Annotated in this window: 17 protein-coding genes and 1 pseudogene; 17 read left to right on the forward strand and 1 reads right to left on the reverse strand. The window is 37.8% G+C overall.

Features of this window, described 5'->3' with window-relative positions; genetic code table 11:
• The first annotated feature begins 72 nt into the window (after positions 1–72).
• The 16 genes from IX91_RS26780 to IX91_RS00730 all read left to right on the forward strand — a co-directional run bounded on the left by IX91_RS26780 (position 73) and on the right by IX91_RS00730 (position 14,839).
• Positions 73–405 (forward strand): WbqC family protein, encoded by a 333-nt coding sequence (locus IX91_RS26780; RefSeq protein WP_004742908.1) that lies wholly within the window; start codon positions 73–75, stop codon positions 403–405.
• Between the two features lie 104 nt (positions 406–509).
• Positions 510–1,784 carry a Vi polysaccharide biosynthesis UDP-N-acetylglucosamine C-6 dehydrogenase TviB gene (gene tviB, locus IX91_RS00660; RefSeq protein ID WP_004742909.1) on the forward strand — a complete coding sequence of 425 codons (1,275 nt, stop codon included), beginning with the start codon at positions 510–512 and terminating at the stop codon, positions 1,782–1,784.
• Between the two features lie 11 nt (positions 1,785–1,795).
• Positions 1,796–2,743 (forward strand): Gfo/Idh/MocA family protein, encoded by a 948-nt coding sequence (locus tag IX91_RS00665; protein WP_004742910.1) that lies wholly within the window; start codon positions 1,796–1,798, stop codon positions 2,741–2,743.
• 94 nt (positions 2,744–2,837) lie between these two features.
• Positions 2,838–3,137, forward strand: a complete 300-nt coding sequence (locus IX91_RS00670) for a hypothetical protein (protein WP_004742911.1) — start codon at positions 2,838–2,840, stop codon at positions 3,135–3,137.
• Positions 3,118–4,479, forward strand: a complete 1,362-nt coding sequence (locus IX91_RS00675; protein ID WP_004742912.1) for an AMP-binding protein — start codon at positions 3,118–3,120, stop codon at positions 4,477–4,479. The genes IX91_RS00670 and IX91_RS00675 overlap by 20 nt, the downstream gene beginning before the upstream one ends.
• Complete coding sequence (locus IX91_RS00680) at positions 4,476–5,198, forward strand: SDR family NAD(P)-dependent oxidoreductase (protein ID WP_004742913.1); 723 nt, start codon at positions 4,476–4,478, stop codon at positions 5,196–5,198. The genes IX91_RS00675 and IX91_RS00680 overlap by 4 nt, the downstream gene beginning before the upstream one ends.
• Positions 5,199–5,216: 18 nt before the next feature.
• A complete protein-coding gene (locus tag IX91_RS00685; RefSeq protein ID WP_004742914.1) occupies positions 5,217–6,059 on the forward strand; it encodes an LbetaH domain-containing protein in 843 nt (280 codons plus the stop codon).
• A gap of 44 nt (positions 6,060–6,103) precedes the next feature.
• Positions 6,104–7,174: a DegT/DnrJ/EryC1/StrS family aminotransferase gene (locus IX91_RS00690; RefSeq protein ID WP_004742915.1), complete on the forward strand. Its 1,071-nt coding sequence runs from the start codon at positions 6,104–6,106 to the stop codon at positions 7,172–7,174.
• Complete coding sequence (locus tag IX91_RS00695; RefSeq protein WP_004742916.1) at positions 7,175–8,431, forward strand: lipopolysaccharide biosynthesis protein; 1,257 nt, start codon at positions 7,175–7,177, stop codon at positions 8,429–8,431.
• A gap of 4 nt (positions 8,432–8,435) precedes the next feature.
• A complete protein-coding gene (locus tag IX91_RS00700; RefSeq protein ID WP_004742917.1) occupies positions 8,436–9,821 on the forward strand; it encodes a hypothetical protein in 1,386 nt (461 codons plus the stop codon).
• 84 nt (positions 9,822–9,905) lie between these two features.
• Entirely contained in the window at positions 9,906–10,568 is a 663-nt protein-coding gene (locus IX91_RS00705; RefSeq protein ID WP_004742918.1) for a glycosyltransferase, read from the forward strand.
• Positions 10,556–11,131 (forward strand): acyltransferase, encoded by a 576-nt coding sequence (locus IX91_RS00710; RefSeq protein WP_236642828.1) that lies wholly within the window; start codon positions 10,556–10,558, stop codon positions 11,129–11,131. The genes IX91_RS00705 and IX91_RS00710 overlap by 13 nt, the downstream gene beginning before the upstream one ends.
• Positions 11,132–11,138: 7 nt before the next feature.
• A complete protein-coding gene (locus IX91_RS00715; protein WP_004742920.1) occupies positions 11,139–12,275 on the forward strand; it encodes an NAD-dependent epimerase/dehydratase family protein in 1,137 nt (378 codons plus the stop codon).
• 23 nt (positions 12,276–12,298) lie between these two features.
• Positions 12,299–13,312: a hypothetical protein gene (locus tag IX91_RS00720; protein WP_004742921.1), complete on the forward strand. Its 1,014-nt coding sequence runs from the start codon at positions 12,299–12,301 to the stop codon at positions 13,310–13,312.
• Between the two features lie 46 nt (positions 13,313–13,358).
• Positions 13,359–14,294 carry an NAD-dependent epimerase/dehydratase family protein gene (locus IX91_RS00725; protein WP_004742922.1) on the forward strand — a complete coding sequence of 312 codons (936 nt, stop codon included), beginning with the start codon at positions 13,359–13,361 and terminating at the stop codon, positions 14,292–14,294.
• Entirely contained in the window at positions 14,291–14,839 is a 549-nt protein-coding gene (locus IX91_RS00730) for a sugar transferase (RefSeq protein WP_004742923.1), read from the forward strand. Before IX91_RS00725 ends, IX91_RS00730 begins: the two co-directional genes overlap by 4 nt.
• A 22-nt stretch (positions 14,840–14,861) precedes the next feature.
• On the opposite strand, the pseudogene tnpA reads toward IX91_RS00730, so the two are convergent.
• Positions 14,862–15,113 (reverse strand): annotated as a pseudogene (gene tnpA / locus IX91_RS00735) (IS200/IS605 family transposase); the annotation flags it as partial.
• 1,378 nt (positions 15,114–16,491) lie between these two features.
• On the opposite strand from tnpA, the gene IX91_RS00740 reads away from it, so the two are divergent.
• The gene (locus tag IX91_RS00740; protein WP_004742926.1) at positions 16,492–18,429 is read left to right on the forward strand and encodes a nucleoside-diphosphate sugar epimerase/dehydratase; all 1,938 of its coding nucleotides are present in this window, start codon (positions 16,492–16,494) and stop codon (positions 18,427–18,429) included.
• Positions 18,430–18,697: the final 268 nt, after the last annotated feature.

Below are 18,697 nucleotides of genomic sequence, written 5' to 3' on the forward strand. Positions count from 1 at the left end.
GCAGCGCCCTGACCAATTCTACAGGTACTGACCATGTATTGCATACTATTATTGATCTATAATGGATACTAAATGAAAAAAGTCGCAATAATACAATCTAACTATATTCCTTGGGAAGGTTACTTTGATTTAATTGCTTCTGAGGATGAGTTTATCCTTTACGATGGTATGCAATATACTAAAAGAGATTGGCGAAATAGAAACAAAATGTCACTGATGCGAAGCTGTTATGAGTACTTCGTTCTAATCTTATTTTCGTATTCGAAATTAAGTGTATATTTAACTTGTTTTAGAACCATAGTTAGGACGAAGGAATATAATTTAAATAGATTTTATGTCGGTATTATGTTGCTCTGTTTTTTGTGTGGAATATTTTTGAATGGCAGTGCTTTTAGAATTTGGTGATTATTTCTGTCGCCGTTATTTCAAAGCTAGATTATAAAGTTTGAGTTTGTGTGTAAGTTACACAATCTATCCCAAGTATTTAGAGTGAAAATTAAGGTATTTCGATGAAATTTAAAAATAATAAAATTGCAATTATAGGTCAAGGTTATGTTGGCCTTCCTTTAGCTGTTGAATTTGGTAAAGTATATCAAACAATCGGATTTGACATTAACCAGGGACGCATCGAAGAACTTTCGTCGGGCCTTGACTCTACGTTAGAATGTTCGTCGGAAGAATTAGCTGAAGCCACACTTTTATCTTACACAAGCCAATTGTCAGATCTTGTTGACTGTAACATCTATATAGTGACTGTTCCGACCCCGATTACTGAAGACAAGGTGCCTGATTTGACACCACTTCAAAAAGCTTCTTCAGCTCTAGGGACCATTATAAGCAAAGGGGACATTGTTATCTTTGAATCCACGGTATACCCAGGGGCAACTGAAGAGGTTTGTTTACCTATTATAGAAAAGAAATCGGGTTTGAAGTATAACCAAGATTTTTATGCAGGTTATAGCCCAGAGCGTATTAACCCAGGGGACAAGGAAAATAGGCTAACTACAATTGTTAAGATAACTTCGGGGTCAACACCTGAAGTTGCTGATTTCGTAGATGGGTTATATTCATCGATAGTTTCAGCAGGTACGCATAAAGCACCGTCGATCAAAGTCGCAGAAGCCGCTAAAGTGATTGAAAATACCCAGAGAGATTTGAATATAGCGATCATTAACGAGTTCGCTAAAATATTCAATAAGTTGCACATTGATACGGGTGATGTACTTAAGGCTGCTGGCACAAAATGGAACTTTCTTCCTTTTAAGCCTGGTCTAGTAGGTGGGCACTGTATCAGTGTTGATCCTTATTATTTGACTCATAAAGCACAAGAGGTTGGATATAGGCCTGAAGTGATACTGGCTGGACGTCGTATTAATGATGGAATGGGTGAGTATATCGCGACACAACTTGTGAAAAAATTAGCTAGTAAGCGCATACATATTGACGAAGCCAAAATATTGGTTCTGGGTTTCACTTTTAAGGGCGATTGTCCAGATGTACGCAATACAAAAATCATTGACATTGTTAGAGAGCTCAAAGACTTTAACGTGTCTGTTGACGTTTATGACAGTTGGGCATCTTCAAAAGAAGTACGTGATGAATATGGAATAGAGTTGATTGATAGTTTAGAGCAAGGCAAATATGATGCTGTAGTTTTAGCTGTAGATCACAGTGAATTTAAAGTTATGGGTGAGGAAAAACTAAGATCTTTTGGTAAAGAAGCACATATATTATACGATGTGAAGCATGTGCTTGCAGCTGATGAATCAGATATTCGATTATAAGGAACTTTAGTATGAAAAAATTTGCCCTTATTGGCACTGCTGGTTATATCGCCCCTCGTCATTTGAATGCGATTAAAGATACAGGAAACCAGCTCGTTGTCGCAATGGATGTCAATGATTCTGTTGGAATTATGGATATGCACTTTCCTGAGTCTGAGTTTTTTACTGAGTTCGAAGATTTCTCGGCATTTGTAGAAGATGAGGCTATTGCCGGAAATAAGTTAGATTATGTATCTATTTGCTCACCGAACTATCTTCATGTATCACAAATGAAGTTTGCTCTGAAAAACGGCATAGATGTAATTTGTGAGAAACCATTAGTTTTGAATTCGTCCGATATTGACGTGTTAAAAAAATATGAAGATAAATACAACGCGAAAGTTAACAGCATTTTGCAATTGCGTTTACATCCATCAATAATTGCTCTTCGTGATAAAGTTAAAAATGCACCGATAGATAAAATATTTGATGTCGAACTAACTTATATGACATCTCGCGGTAAATGGTATTTAAAATCATGGAAAGGTGTTAATGAGAAATCTGGTGGCGTTGCAACTAACGTAGGAGTGCATTTCTTTGATATGTTACATTTTATTTTTGGAGATATTAAAGAAAATGAAGTTCACTACAAAGATGAACAAACAGTTGCTGGGTATCTAGAATACGATCGCGCACGTGTTAAGTGGTTCTTATCAATTGACGCAAATCACTTGCCTGAAAATGCTGTTCAAGGAGAAAAGAAAACTTACCGCAGTATTATTATTGGTGATGAAGAGCTTGAGTTCTCAGGCGGTTTTACTGATCTTCATACCCAAAGCTACCAAAACATACTAAATGGTAATGGCTATGGTTTAAACGAAAACCGAGCGGCAATTGAAACTGTTGAAAAAATACGTGACCAAGAGGTTGTTAGCAATCCGAGCCTACATCATCCAATATTGAGAAACTTGATAAAGTAATTATGGAAATAGTTTCAAATTCATGTATACGTACCTTTATTCCAGCGGATATGGTTTGGTTGATTGCCTCTAGGTGAGAACTTAGAATAATGCCATGAGCCTTCCTTCTGTATCCATTATTAAATTAATGACTGAGAGATATTTAATCGTGAGAAAAATTATAATAGAAAAATTAAATGAAGCATTAGAACAAACAAATGTTGATCTTCAATATACAGATATTGATGATGCACAAGTATTGTTAGAAAGTGGCTTAGATTCTTTAGGTTTTGCAATTTTAGTTGCTTTACTTGAAGAAGAGTTAGATTTTGACCCATTCCAAGAAATGGAAAATGCAGTCTACCCTACTACGTTTGGTGAGTTTTTAGAAATTTATGAAAATCGAACAGAATAATAAAATTGTACACCACCTACAAAAAGTGCCAAGCGAGAGGTGCTTTCTTAAATTTGAAAATAAGAACTATACGTTTGGTGATATCTTACAATTATGTTCGGAGTTCTGTGAGGAATTTTCTGAATTGGTCGGCGAAAATTGTGCAATTATTTCTGATGATAGAGAGTCGTTAGCTGTATATTTACCAGCAATTGATAGCATTTGTAATAGTGTTTTTTTACAGCCAACTGAAAATATTAGTGATGGTATGGAATTTTATCTATCTGCTGGCATTTCCTATGTCATTAGATTGGGCAATTTCTCTGTTACATCAGTTGAGCCGGTGACAGGTTTTCAATATTCTGAAAAGAAAAATGAAAATGTGGCTGACTATATATTAGCGACGTCTGGAACAACAGGTACACCTAAATTGGTGTCATATAAGTTAAACTCTTTGACCGCTACGGCTCAGAAAAATATTGATCGTGGCGGGGAGTTCATTTGGGGGCTATCATATGATATCAATCGATTTGCCGGCCTTCAGGTTTATTTACAAGCTCTTGTTGCTGGCTCAACATTAGTTATTCCATCTAAGATCGAATCTATCGATCTATTAGTCAAACTGTATGAGAATAACCATGTAAACTGCCTTTCGGCTACTCCTTCTTTCTGGCGTAAACTATTAATGGTTTCTTCGCATAAGAGTATTCCTCTTAAACGAATTACATTAGGTGGCGAGATTAGTAATCAAGGTATTCTAAATGCCTTATCTAATAGTTTTCCTGATGCGAATATAATCCATATTTATGCATCAACAGAAGCTGGTGTTGGGTTCGCTGTTAAAGATAAAAAAGAAGGGTTTCCTGCCAATTTCCTCACCGTTGAAGGTGCTTTGGCATGCGATTTGAAAGTTAAAAATGGTTTGCTATGGATTCGAAGTCAGCATGGCTGCTCTAACTTTGTTAAAGGTGAGCTGGGTTTGGATGCTGATAATTATTTTAACACCGGAGATATGGTTGAAGTTAAAAATGATAGAATCCTTTTTCTTGGACGTGAAAGTGGCTCGATTAATGTTGGCGGCAATAAAGTAATGCCAGAAAAAGTTGAAGCAGTACTTGAAGATAGCCCTTTAGTATCAATGGCAAATGTGTTTGCTAAAAATAATCCAGTGTTAGGATCTTTGGTTTCCGCTGATATTGTTGTATCTGAGCAAGGTCAGGTTATTTCTAGTAAAGAGCTTAAAACAGAGCTAATTACATTTTGTCGAGGCAAGCTTGAAGCGTTTGAAATACCAGCAGTATTTAAGCAGGTTGGAGTTATTGCAACTAACGCTACTGGAAAGAAAGTTAGGAAGAAAATATGAAAAATGTGATTGTAACAGGCTCAGCGAAAGGCTTAGGTTTAGAAATATCAAGTCAGTTGGCTGCTGAAGGGTATAATGTTATTGGCATTAGCAGAACGGTGACAAAAGAATACGAAAGTCTTAAAGCTGAATACCCAGAAACGGTGCATTTTTACAAGTTTGATTTCGAAAAAACTGAACAAATAGCTTCACTAGTGAAGCGAGTAACAAAAAAACATGGGCGTATCTACGGCTTGGTTAATAATGCAGCACTAGGTCACGACGGTGTTCTTGCAACAATGCATGAATCCGATATCACAGTATTGCTCAAGGTTAACATAGAAGCCCCAATTCTACTGACAAAGTACGTATCGCGATCTATGTTATTGAATAAAGATGGTAGGATTGTGAATGTTGGTTCGATTATTGGTTCAACAGGTTTCAATGGTCTGAGTGTATACGGTGCAACTAAATCAGCATTATCTGGGTTTACTAAATCTCTCGCTCGAGAACTTGGTAAAGCGCAAATTACAGTAAACACACTTGCTCCTGGCTATATGGAGACTAACATGACAGGTGATCTGAGAGGGGCAAAGCTTGAGAAAATTAAGAGACGCAGTTGCCTTGGCAGGCTAGCGAATGTTTCAGACGCATCCAGTATGGCCGTATTTTTAATATCAGATAGTGCATCAGGGATTACTGGGTCGACTTTTACTGTTGATGCAGGAAGCACTGCTTAATTCTGTTAGGACTTAATTATGAATAATATATTTTCTCACTCATTGAGCGTAAGCGAAATATGTGAATTACTGGAAGAGTTTGAATATTTTGGGAAAGAATTTGAAGTCAATTCAATATCAGATATTTCTTCACCTTTAGAAAATAGTCTTTGTGAGTATACCAAAGGTGATCTGCCTGAAGTTAGTGATAAATTTGTATTACTAACTCAAGAGAATATTGATGGTTATAATTGTATTGTAGTAAAAAATAGTAAGAAATGTTTAGTTGAAATTATTAGTAAAATTAGTTTTAAAAAAATAGAATCAAATATTTCTGACACGGCTAAAATAGGTGAGAATTGTTGTATTGATGATGATGTGGTGATCGGGGATAATACGGTTGTTGAGGATGGTGTAATTATCCGAGGTGGGACGATTATTGGTTCTAACTGTACTATCAGGGCCAATGCAATAATAGGTAGTGAAAGTTATTCTTTCTACTATGATGATGAATATCACTCGGTTCCTTCTTTAGGCGGAGTCTTAATAAATAATGATGTTGAAATTGGGCCTGGTTGCAATGTCTCTAGGGGAAACTTCGATAATACTATTATTGGGAAGGGTACTAAAATGGATGCCCTCAATCACATAGCTCACGATTGTGTAATAGGAGATAATTGTACTATTACTGCTTCGGTTGCTTTGTGTGGATATGTAAAAATTGGCTGTAATACTAGGATTGCTCCTAACGCCTCTATTCTCCAAAGAAAGGTTGTGGGTAATAATGTTGTTATTGGCTTAGGTGCTGTTGTAGTAACAGATGTTTCCGACGATAGTAACTATTTTGGAAATCCAGCAAGAAAACTGCCTAAAAAACAATAATTTATATGCTTGGTAGATAAGCTCTAATGGTAGAGGGGAATTTAATGCACTTTATTGATTTACAAGCCCAGTATAACCACCTTAAAGACAGAATTGATGAGCGCATCCATAGAGTGCTTGACCATGGGCGATATATCATGGGACCTGAAGTCAATGAGTTAGAGGATAAGCTTGCACAATATGTAGGAGTCAAGCATGCAATAACTTGTGCCAACGGAACAGATGCATTGACATTAGCAATGATGGCAATAGGTGTGTCCGAAGGTGATGCGGTATTTTGCCCGACATTTACCTTTTTTGCTACGGCAGAAACCATAGCATATGAAGGCGCTACACCCGTGTTTGTGGATTCAGACCGTGCAACATACAATATTTGTACTAGAGATCTTGAAGATAAAATTAAGAAAGTAATTAAGGAAGGGCTCCTCAAACCGAAAGCGATTATTTCGGTTGATTTATTTGGTTTGCCTGCTAACTATCCAGAGATTGCTCTTATCGCGAAAAAGTATGGCCTCAAAGTAATTGAAGATGCTGCACAAGGTTTCGGTGGTACAATAAACGGTGAGCGAGCGGGAAGCTTTGGTGATTTGGCTACTACTAGCTTTTTCCCAGCGAAACCTTTAGGGTGTTATGGTGATGGCGGAGCCATCTTTACTGATGATGATGAATATGCGGAGTTAATTAAATCTTATAGAGTTCACGGTAAAGGTTCTAATAAGTATGATAATGTTCGCATCGGTATGAATAGTCGTTTAGACACTATTCAAGCTGCTATCTTACTTGAAAAATTAGCAGAATTCCCAACCGAATTGGCTAACCGCAATATAGCAGCTGAAAATTATAACTCGACTTTGAATTCGGAGTACATCTTACCATTAGTTCCTGATGGTTATACAAGTTCTTGGGCTCAATATTCTATTCTTGTTGAGCGTAGAGAAGAAGTCATTAAAGAGTTCACGATGCAGAAGATACCAACTATGATTTACTATGAAAAATGCTTACACCTACAAGAGGCATTTAGGTATCTCGGTTATAGTGAAGGAGATTTCCCTGTGGCTGAGAGTATATCAAGAAAAATATTAAGCCTTCCAATGCATGGATACTTGAGCAAGTAGATGTTAAAAAAGATTCTTAAAGAAGACTTTTTTAGAAATGTTGGGCTATTAGTTAGTGGTACTGCTATTGGACAAGTAGTAAGCATAGTAGCTCTTCCTTTTCTAACTAGACTTTATACTCCCGAGAGTTTTGCTCAGTTATCGCTATTTCTTTCTATAGTTAGTATATGCTCTACTATCGCTTGCTTGAGATTTGAAATTGCTATTCCCTTGTCTAAAAGTGAAAGTGAAAAGGACGATTTGTCTATATTGGCCTTTGTTTCACTTACCGGATTCTCTGTCACTTTAGCTATATCAGCCTATTTTATTTACAATTATATTGATGAAGCAAGGATTACCCTTGAATTTATTATCCTTGCAATTGTTACTGTCTTCTTGTTAGGTCTTTTTAACTTACTCGACTTTCTAGTTGTTAGAGATAAAAATTTTAAGTTATCTTCAAAAACAAAAATACTCCAGTCATTGATACAAAATTCCTCGCAAGGTTTTTTGGGTTTTACAAAGTTTTTTGGTGGTTTGCTAATAGGCTACATATTATATGTTGTTTGGGGTATTTTTAGTTATAGAAGATATCTAAGTTTTCTATCTAAAAAGCTCTTCTCATTAGATTTTAGTCAATTAAAAAAAACAGCAATTAGCTATAGGAACTATCCACTTTATTCAACATTCCAATCGCTATTTAATGTTTCATCTATCCAAGTTCCAATTATAATCATTGCAATTTACGGTGTAACTCCTGATGCAGGTTATTTGATGTTGGCTATTCGAATTATACAAGCACCGCTGTCGCTTCTGTCCAATTCTGTATCTCAGATATACATATCAAAGGCGCATGAAGAACGAAAGAAAAACAATCTGTATAATTATACGGTTGACATCATAAAGAAATTGGTTAAGTTAGGCGTTTTACCATTAGTCACTATTGGTGTTAGTGCTCCTTATATATTTCCTATTATTTTTGGTCCCGAGTGGAAGATGGCAGGTGTGTATACACTATATTTAACGCCTTGGTTTTGTATGCAATTGATGTCCTCTCCTGTGTCTTATTCAATGGATGTTTTATCCAAACAAAAAATAGGAATGGTTTTCCAATTTCTTGGTTCCTTATTTAGAATTGTGAGTGTAGTTATTCCTTTGTTGTACATGAAGGATTTGATGATTATTGGTCACGCAATATCTGGATTTATATTTTATACAGCGTATATGTGTATTATTATGTTTCTCCTTAAAAAAGATCAAAAAATGGTAAGTGTTTAGACCTATGAATAACTTATATGAAATATTAACTGTTACTACATTGGTCTTTTTCTTATCACTGATATTGTTTTATTTTGCTATGGGGTCATTTAGTCTGACCAAGCTAAATATTAACTCCTATCTTTTCTATAAAGATATAATTTTAATGACTTTCATCGGTGTGGTTTTAGTCGTTACCCAATTTGATTTAATATTTGGGATTAGGTTTTGGGCAATAACAGGTGACGTTAGTAATGAAAGTCGAAATCTTGGTTGGTATGCTATACTTTATTTCTTAATTGCATACCCAGTTGGAATGATGGCATCGAATCTTCTATTTAATTATTCAATTAGGTCGAATCTGTTTGAGCGTTATCTAACTAAAGAAGTTATTAATTCATATCAACTCAGTAACAAATCGTTGCTGCTGTCATTGTTAGTTTGTTTATTGGTATCAATTGCTTCTCTTTTGTATGTTTACATTAGTATGGAGTCTGTACCAATAATTGAATTGTTAAAGGGAGCAAGTTTTTCCGAGATTCAGGTATCAAGAACTAATGCCAAGCTTTACTTTTCCGGTTCTCCATTTATTAAAGATATGATAGCTTTGAAGCTACCGATCCTAGTCTCATATGTACTTTATGTAGTAATTAAGACTGATAAAAGTAGATTACCCACCATATTATTCACTATTTCATTTGTCACTTCCTTTTTTGCGTTAACATATAATTTTGAAAAAGCACCAGTTGTTTTATATATGCTTGGATTTTTTCTCATTAATGTCGTTATGAATAACGGAATAAAATTGAAGACATTATTGATCTTTGGCGGTTTATCATTTTTACTAATGCTTTTTCTTTTCATATTCCTTATTGGTCATTCTGATTTGTATCAAGCACTAGGGAAGCTTGGAGGTCGTTTGTTTATAGCTCAAACATCTGCTATTTTCTTGTCTTTCGATTACTTTCCCGACAATCATGAATTTCTTGGTGGCTTATCAGTATCAGGAGTATTAGCCAAGGTCTTTGATGTTGAATACTTTCGGTATGGTAGGGTACTGTTTGAAATATATGATTACTCCTCAGTCCTTAATGGTGAGGCGGGATTAATCGTTGGTAACTTCATTTCAGAAGCTTGGGCTCTTTGGGGAATCGGAGGGGTTATATTCTCTCCACTTTGGGTTGGATTTTTTGTTGCGTCTATATCTAACTTTATTTTTAAATTACCTAAAAACGCACTTTTCATTGCCTTGTATGCTCAGATTGGTTCTATCATATCACTGAATGGAGGTATGGCAGTGTTTATTAACATTATTTCATTTCTTGTTCCTATTTTCTATATAGCTTTTATTTTCTTACTTAGTTACTTTTTTCAGAATTTGTTATTTAGAAAGAAAAATTCTTGTTGTTAGTTCGTTATTTGTTAATTATATATCGAGAGGTTAAATTTGAAAGTTTCAGTTTGCATAGCGACCTATAATGGTGGAGAATATCTAGTGGAACAATTAAATTCTATCTTCCCTCAACTGGGCACTGAAGACGAAATTATAATTTCAGATGATTATTCTACAGATAATACACTTGAAATTGTTAAAGAGTTAAATGATCCTAGGGTCAAAATATATTTAAATAGTTTGGGCAAAGGATATACAAGAAACTTTGAAAATGCATTAAGTCAATGCACTGGAGATATTATTTTCCTATGTGATCAAGATGATGTCTGGGAACCTAATAAAGTTCAAAGAATGTCATATCTATTATCTAAAAATGACTTAGTAGTAAGTGATTGCAAGGTGGTGAACGACAAATTAGAGACGATCTATAACTCACACTTTTCAATACATCGGACAAGTAGCGGTTTTCTGAAGAATTTTATTAAACCTCGTTATATTGGTGCCTGTATGGCATTCAATCGAAGAGTCTTAGATTGTTCATTGCCATTTCCCAAAAAACAAAAATACTGCGCTCATGATTATTGGATTTCACTAGTCGCTGAAATGAAATTCAATGTCGCCACTTTAGATGAACCATTGATGTTATATCGAAGACATGCTCACAACGCTTCAAGTGGCGGTGAAGTCAGCAAGTTTAGCCTGTCTCACAAGGTGTCGACTCGAGTGTATACGGGGATCTGTTTGCTTTTAAGGTGGATACGTTGAGTAGAGTATTAAAATTAATTTGGATGTTGAGAGCCATATTCTATAAGCCGTTTATGAATCGTTTCGGTTGGTTTAGTTATATAGGCCCTACATGTTATCTAAGCGGTGTTAAACACTTCTCTTTTGGGGATAGAGTTAGAATATACCCAAACGCAAGGGTTGAGTCTTTGGGGGGTAGTATTCAGATTGGTAACAACGTCTCTATTGGACAGAACCTCCATATTATAAGCGTCAATGATGTTAGAATTGGGAAGGATACAACCATTTCTTCTAATGTATTTGTTTCTGATGTGGATCATCAATACGAAGCTTTGGATATTCATATCATGGAGCAGCCCTTAGATGTCAAAAGTACTCATATTGGTGACAATTGCTTTATTGGTTATGGGTCAGTTATAATGCCGGGCACTATACTTGGTAAGCATTGTATTGTTGGTGCTAACTCTGTTGTTAAAGGTATTTTTCCCGATTATTGCGTTATTGCTGGCTCCCCAGCCCGAATAATTAAATATTATGATTCCAATGAACAATGTTGGGTTCAAGCGAGTAGCAAAAAATTATAGGTTTAAGATGAAAAGAAATATTTTAATTACTGGTGGTGCTGGGTTTATTGGCTCAAACTTAGCTTCGAAACTTGTTTCGGATGGGCATTCTGTCAAGGTTCTCGATAGCTTATCTCCTCAAATTCATGGAGAAAACCCAAACACCTCTCCTCTTTACTGTTCGTTAGATGAAAAAGTTGAGTTTATCCATGGTTCCGTGACTTCTAGGAATGATTGGAATAAGGCCCTAGATGGTGTAGACACGGTTGTACACTTAGCCGCAGAAACAGGTACAGGTCAATCAATGTATGAGATTGAAAAGTACTCAACATGCAACATTAACGGGACTGCAATATTACTAGATATACTAGCTAACCAAGACCATGGAATCCAAAAAATAGTGATTGCTTCTTCTCGTTCAATTTATGGAGAAGGCAAATATTTGTGTGAAACACATGGCGAAGTTTATCCAATGAGCCGAAATGATCATGATATGACAAGTGGTGATTTTGAAGTTAAGTGTCCAGTTTGTAGTAGTAAGGTTTTATTGTGCCCAACAGATGAAGACAGTAAGATCCACCCTTCTTCTATTTATGGAATAACTAAACAAGTTCAAGAGCAAATGGTTATGCTTTCAGGGGAAAGCTTATCGATTGCGACTGTTTCTTTAAGATTTCAAAATGTTTACGGGGTTGGTCAATCACTTTCAAATCCTTATACCGGTATATTATCTATCTTCTCAACTCGAATTAAGAATGGCAACGATATTAATATTTTTGAAGATGGGCTTGAAAGTCGAGACTTTGTATATATTGACGATGTTGTTGAGTCTATCTGCTTGTCTATTTTTGATGATAATGCAAACGGTCAAATTTTTAATGTCGGTTCCGGTGTATGCACTGATGTACTCACGGTCGCAAATACTTTAAAGAATATTTACCAATCGGAATCAAAAATTGAAGTCACTGGCAATTATCGATTAGGTGATATACGACATAATTATGCCGATCTCGGAAAAATTAAGAGCAAAATTGGCTTTGAGCCAAAAGTCGATTTTCAAACTGGAATGAGATTATTCACTGACTGGGTAAACAAGCAAAGCGTGAAAGTTGACTTATATGAGGATTCTATCGAAGAAATGAAATCCAAAGGGTTATATAAGTAATAAAATTATACTAAAGGTAGTCAATGTTAAAAGGTAAGAAGATCCTACTTATTGCTCCATCTTTTTTTGGTTACGAATATGATATTGCCCAAAAAATAGAAGAGTTGGGTGGCCATGTCGATTATTTTGATGAAAGACCATTCGACTCTTCATTTGCCAAAATAATGAATAGGCTAGATGTTAAATTTTTTATAAAACGTCGTATTGACACTTACTATAAAAATGTAGCGAATTGTAGTCGAGAGAAAGGTTACGATTACCTTTTGGTTATCTCTCCTGAAACACTTGAGTGTAAAACAGTAAAAAAAATCAAAGAGTATAACCCGAACGTAAAAACAATCCTGTATATGTGGGACTCTTTTAAGAATAAAAATGCAGCAGACTTAATTCCTGTTTTTGACAAAGTTTTTTCGTTTGACAAATCTGATGGTATTGAAGATAAGCGTATATGTTTCCTTCCTCTCTTTTATAACGATTTGTTTTCAAGTCAACATGGTCAAGAGGTAGCTAACGCTAGGTACACAGCTACGTTTATAGGCACTATTCATAGTGACCGAGCTAAATTGGCAAAGAAAATTTTGAATGATCTTGAAATTAAGGGATACAAAACGTACAGCTTTTTTTATTGTCCCAGCAAGTTGCTCTTTGTTCTAAAAAAAATATTTACCAAAGAATTTGACTTTTTGAAGTTTAAGGAAGTTTCATTTGTTTCAATGCCGAAAAAGGCATTAAAATCAAAAGTCTTGGACTCATCGATAATCATTGATATTCAGCACCCTAAGCAGTCTGGTCTAACCATGAGAACAATTGAAATGCTGGGAGTAGGCCGAAAATTAGTTACAACTAACGCAGATGTTATTGATTATAATTTCTTCAACAAAAATAATATATTAGTAATAGACAGAGTTGCTCCTACCATACCTCAATCTTTTATCGACTTACCTTATGCTAAACCTAAAAAGGAAATACACTATCAATATTCTTTAGCTAGTTGGTTGTCAATTGTACTAGGTGTGGAATATGAGGCTGAGTCGTAGTATCTATGATGATTTCAATGGATTTATGAATTGTTAGGCTGTTAATATGACATGTTTATTCCCAGAAAGAGTGCTATTAACCGGTGCAAATGGTTTTATTGGTAGCTGTGTAAATCAATATTTAGACTTTAAGTGTGCAGTAGCTGTGCGCGACCCAGTTAAATGTAGGTTAAACAATAGAGCTTTCTTATTGAGTGAGTTAGTCAACCCCCAAGGTGATCTATCCAATTTCAATGGGATCGATAGTATTATTCACCTTGCTGGCCTAGCACACTCTAAAGAGTTTTCGGCCCAAGAGCATAATGCTGTTAACACTAAACTTACGTTGGATTTAGCCAAAGCTGCAGCAAAAGGTGGCGTAAAGCGCTTTGTATTTGTTAGTTCAATTACTGTCAATGGTGTATCTAGTCGGAAATTACCTTATACAGAGAGCTCAATAGCTTTTCCTCATACTCCACACGCTAACTCGAAATACAATGCAGAGCTTGGACTTAAAAAACTAGCTAAGGCAATAGGCCTCGAAGTTGTTATAGTTCGGCCTACTTTGGTTTATGGTCCGAATGCTCCTGGGAATTTTGGTATGTTAACTAAACTAGTTGCCAAGTCACCATTATTGCCGTTTGGTATGGCGGACAATTGTAGAGATTTCATCGCTGTTCAAAACTTAGCGGATTTGCTAATTACCTGTGCAATCCATCCAGATGCCGCAGGACAAACGTTTTTAGCGAGTGACGGTGAAACTGTTTCGATTAAAGAGTTTACTTGTGCCATTGCAGATGGGTTAGGGAAAAACGTTATTCAACTCCCGTTGCCTGTGAGTGTAATGCGCTTTGCGGGTAGACTCATAGGACAGTCGACCATGATTGAGCAACTCTACGGCAACTTAGAGGTTGACTCTTCTAACATCAAGAAGGTATTGGGATGGACTCCTCCTTTAACAATGAAGCAAGCAATGGCTTCACTTACTGAGAATAGATTATGATACGTTTGCTAGACTTTTTAGCCGCCTTTTTCGGTTTGCTTTTTTTATGGCCGATTTTGTTGATTGTGAGCATTATTGGCCTGTTTGACACTGGCTCTCCTATCTTTGTTCAAGAGCGTGTTGGCCGTAATAAAAAACCATTTAAGTTAATTAAATTTCGCACCATGTCAGTTGAGACGAAATCGGTTGCGAGTCACTTGGCAAGCAATGCTTCCATTACTAAGCTGGGTGGATTTCTGCGCAAAACTAAAATAGACGAGCTGCCACAGTTAATTAATGTGTTGAAAGGCGAGATGAGCCTCGTAGGACCAAGACCGAACCTTTTTAGCCAAGGTGAGCTGATGCAAGAGCGCGATTCTAGAGGGGTGTATGACGTGCTCCCGGGTATCACTGGTTTGGCTCAGGTGCAAAACATCGACATGTCCACGCCGCAGCTGCTTGCTAAAACCGACAAACAGATGATTGACTCGTTAACCTTAAAGGATTATTTCAAATACATCTTGATGACCGCAACGGGGAGTGGTTCGGGGGATGCGGTGAAGTAACCAATCATCTCCCCTCTTAAAAGCGTCTCTTCAGGTGCCCCATCAACGTTGAAATTGACGGCTTCGGAGGCTCTATCACTGCTAAATGAACATGATTTACCTGAACATTGAGTTCGAGTATTTCATAGTCCTTAATATTGCTAAGAATATAGATTGTTTGATTCAGCTCTTTTCCTACGGCACCTTTTAAGATATTGAACCTAAATTTAGGTGTCCAGACTATATGGTATTTACATCGCAAATAGACATATGATGAACTTTTGTAATCGCTCATGTTAGTTGCTTCCTCTGACTTGTGGTGAATGAGAATGAAACTTCTACCATGGGGACTATTACGGGCTATAGCCCTGAGGAACAATCACCACTGCCATAGGCTGTGGTATAAGGATGTAAATAAAATACAGTTATTTTAGAAGTGAGCCCGAGATTCCGCAGTCAATTTGGGGATAAACTGACTCATATAGCGTCCCAAGAAGTTTAAGTAGTCGAGATTGATGTTCTTAAATGTAACTATTCCCCCCCCTCCCCCGAGCTATTGACGGCGGTTTACGCTAGGAATGCTGATAATTCACTTTGAGCATATGATGTTCGACGACTTCATGTATCCATTTATAGGCTGAGATCTTCTGAAGCTCTGCTTGATGTATTTCACCACACTATGAGCACTCACCTTTGAAGACCTGATGCTCTACAAGTGTGTAAGATGTATCGGGCAAATCAAAGACTTGGTGTCGTTTATTAGGTTTTCTATTTGGAATAAAACAACCACCGCAATGGCATCTTTTATTTGGTAAGTATTACTCAACCGAGGTGCTGCCTTCAATGGGGTGAAGCAGTCGGCGATGGCCTTTATGACCTGATTGATCTCCTTGCTTTTTTCCTGATTTTTTCCTGATTTTTTCCGATTCCGCGAAGTGTTCTTGGTTTTGTTATGCAGAGGCTGTAGGGATGACGGAACGAAGAGTTACGGCTATTTTTGTTTAGCCAGTCTTCAAGTTCAGCCAGCTTATTCCATACTAAATGGTTATATCTTTCGCCTCTTCAGGCGAATCGAAATCTGGTGGTGGAGGTAGTGTTTTCTTTTTCATACCACCAGATTTCCACCTCAGAAAGATCACTCAAGTCGAATATGGGTTCAAGTTCGCCTCGTCACATTACCTCGCTGTTAAGGCCTCGCGGGTGAAGAGTTACTTTCTTGTCGCCATACCGACTCGCTGTTTTTCAAGCAAGTGGTTGCCGTTTGAGACGCGCAGCGGTCACACTGCTTGGATAAACACGCCGCCACTCTTTGCTTATAACGCTCGGTGCACTCATCTCAAGTCCATTAAGTGGCTATGGTGCAATGGATTAGGTATGGAGCCCGGTGCTGTTCACCATGGTCATATCGATAGCTCAAATCACGGTGTCTCAGCTAAAAAAGCAAACGTTCTTTGGCGTGTAGATTGGGGTTTAGGACATGGCCAAAAAATGGAGACGAATAGCCCCAACCATTGGCTAGAATAGTTGCCCTATCTGTTAGGTCGTGACAACCCAACTCGCACAACAACGCAGCGCGACTAGGATTTTACGCTCTGGTGCGATATGCTGCGCGCATCGAAGTACGCGCTTGACATTCACGCGTTCCAGAGGCCTATTCACTATCTTGGTTGTTTATGAATATCATTGAGTATCTTTTTAATCTAACTCGCCTTAAAAAACGCATTATCAGTGTGGCTGTTGATGTTGTGATGATCGTTTTTTGTCTTCATGCGGCCTTTTGGCTGCGCTTGGATGAGTGGGGGAGTCTGGATACGTTGCAGGAATTTGTCGTAGTCGGGTTGGTTGCGATCGCTACTGTGGCCGTATTCATTAAGTTAGGGTTGTATCGCGCTGTTTTGCGCTACCTCGGTTTTCAAGTGCTGATCATTGTTGCCCTGGGGGCGGCAAGCTCTGCGGTTTTTACCGCGCTCAGCGCGTACTATTTTCATATCGTCATTCCACGCTCGGTGCCGATCATTTATGCGTTATTGCTGGCATTGAGTGTCGCAGGTACGCGCCTTGTTTTTCGTGGTCTAGTTGCGCAGGCGCAGTTTAAGCGCATTGACAGTGTGCTTATCTATGGAGCCGGCAGCGCGGGTCGGCAACTTGCCCAGGCGTTGCGTTCTTCAAGTCAATATCAAGCGGTGGCGTTTATCGATGAAGACCTCACCTTGGTTGGCTCTTCTTTGATGGGGCTGCGCGTATATTCAATGACGAGTGTGGTCGAACTGATACAACGCAAACACATCTCCCGGGTTCTTCTTGCTGTGCCGGCGGCTTCTCATCAACGCCGCAAACAAATCCTTGAAGCGTTGGCTCCTTTACCTGTCGAAGTCAGAACGGTCCCTGAGCTCAGTGACATCGTCAGCGGTAATGCCAAAATCGACGACATTAAAGAGGTCGACATTGATGACCTACTTGGTCGCGATCCCGTTATTCCTCAACCAGCGCTAATGGAAGCCAACATCCGAGACAAAGTCGTGATGGTCACTGGTGCTGGTGGATCTATAGGTTCAGAGCTTTGCCGGCAAATAGTTCGTCAGAAGCCAAAGGCACTTGTGCTTTTTGAGTTGTCCGAATTTGGCTTGTACCAAATAGATAGGGAGCTTTCCAATATAGCTAAAGAAGAACTCTTAGAGATTGAAGTGATTCCTCTATTAGGATCTGTTCAGCGAATCAACCGATTGGCGACAACTATGAAGAGTTTTAGTGTCGACACGGTTTATCACGCAGCGGCGTATAAACATGTTCCTTTAGTTGAATATAATGTCGTAGAAGGTGTACGAAACAACGTGTTTGGTACTTATTATACTGCCAAAGCAGCTATAGAAGCCGGCGTTGAATCATTTGTTTTGATTTCAACAGATAAAGCGGTTCGCCCTACAAACGTGATGGGCACGACCAAACGCGTTGCTGAGTTAGGCCTACAAGCTTTAGCTGAGCGAGAAAATGCAAAAACGAAAGGCACACGTTTTTGTATGGTTCGCTTTGGTAATGTGCTAGGTTCTTCTGGTTCTGTTATTCCACTGTTCAAGAAGCAAATTGCTGGCGGTGGGCCAGTTACTGTGACTCATCCAGATATTATTCGTTACTTTATGACTATTCCTGAAGCTGCACAACTTGTTATTCAGGCTGGAGCAATGGGTAAAGGAGGGGATGTTTTTGTTCTTGACATGGGGGATCCTGTAAAAATCACAGATTTGGCTGAGAACTTAATACAGCTATCAGGTCTTGAAGTTAGAAATGATGAAAACCCTTACGGTGATATTGCTATCGAGTTTTCTGGGCTACGCCCAGGAGAGAAACTGTTCGAAGAGCTATTGATTGGTGATAGTGTCGGTGAAACAGCCCATCCAAGAATTATGACTGCAAACGAACGCTTCTTACCGTTAGAGGAGTACTTAGAGCTCATTGAACGTTTAGATAATGCTTGCCACAATTTTGAACACGATAAAATCAGAGAGCTATTGTGTGAAGCTCCAGCAGACTTTAATCCAACTGATGGGATAGGTGATTTAGTATGGTTGAGGCTTAATGAAAAATTGAGCTTGAAGGAACAAGGTTCAGAATAGAGTATGGATTTTGCTACAACTTGGCGCAGATTAATATTACTTTTATTGCCAGTTTAGAAGTCGTTATGAATATCGTAGTTTAGAGCTTAGTCACTAATGAAGTGATTGGACAGGTAGAGCTATTGTTCAATGATGTGATATTAGGGTAATTAATTAGGCAAATGTGACTGGCTTATCCAAACGTTTAGATTGTGACTAATAGAGGTAAATTTGTCTAAGTGCTTAACGAAGCCCACGATGCACACCACTTCGAGCATCACAAAACCCA

This window comes from Vibrio tubiashii ATCC 19109, assembly GCF_000772105.1.
Taxonomy (GTDB): domain Bacteria; phylum Pseudomonadota; class Gammaproteobacteria; order Enterobacterales; family Vibrionaceae; genus Vibrio; species Vibrio tubiashii.

Coding starts and splice junctions, on each gene's coding strand:
- IX91_RS26780 (WP_004742908.1), top strand. CDS start 73: ATGAAAAAAGTCGCAATAATACAATCTAACTATATTCCTTGGGAAGGT.
- tviB (WP_004742909.1), top strand. CDS start 510: ATGAAATTTAAAAATAATAAAATTGCAATTATAGGTCAAGGTTATGTT.
- IX91_RS00665 (WP_004742910.1), top strand. CDS start 1,796: ATGAAAAAATTTGCCCTTATTGGCACTGCTGGTTATATCGCCCCTCGT.
- IX91_RS00670 (WP_004742911.1), top strand. CDS start 2,838: ATGAGCCTTCCTTCTGTATCCATTATTAAATTAATGACTGAGAGATAT.
- IX91_RS00675 (WP_004742912.1), top strand. CDS start 3,118: ATGAAAATCGAACAGAATAATAAAATTGTACACCACCTACAAAAAGTG.
- IX91_RS00680 (WP_004742913.1), top strand. CDS start 4,476: ATGAAAAATGTGATTGTAACAGGCTCAGCGAAAGGCTTAGGTTTAGAA.
- IX91_RS00685 (WP_004742914.1), top strand. CDS start 5,217: ATGAATAATATATTTTCTCACTCATTGAGCGTAAGCGAAATATGTGAA.
- IX91_RS00690 (WP_004742915.1), top strand. CDS start 6,104: ATGCACTTTATTGATTTACAAGCCCAGTATAACCACCTTAAAGACAGA.
- IX91_RS00695 (WP_004742916.1), top strand. CDS start 7,175: ATGTTAAAAAAGATTCTTAAAGAAGACTTTTTTAGAAATGTTGGGCTA.
- IX91_RS00700 (WP_004742917.1), top strand. CDS start 8,436: ATGAATAACTTATATGAAATATTAACTGTTACTACATTGGTCTTTTTC.
- IX91_RS00715 (WP_004742920.1), top strand. CDS start 11,139: ATGAAAAGAAATATTTTAATTACTGGTGGTGCTGGGTTTATTGGCTCA.
- IX91_RS00720 (WP_004742921.1), top strand. CDS start 12,299: ATGTTAAAAGGTAAGAAGATCCTACTTATTGCTCCATCTTTTTTTGGT.
- IX91_RS00725 (WP_004742922.1), top strand. CDS start 13,359: ATGACATGTTTATTCCCAGAAAGAGTGCTATTAACCGGTGCAAATGGT.
- IX91_RS00730 (WP_004742923.1), top strand. CDS start 14,291: ATGATACGTTTGCTAGACTTTTTAGCCGCCTTTTTCGGTTTGCTTTTT.
- IX91_RS00740 (WP_004742926.1), top strand. CDS start 16,492: ATGAATATCATTGAGTATCTTTTTAATCTAACTCGCCTTAAAAAACGC.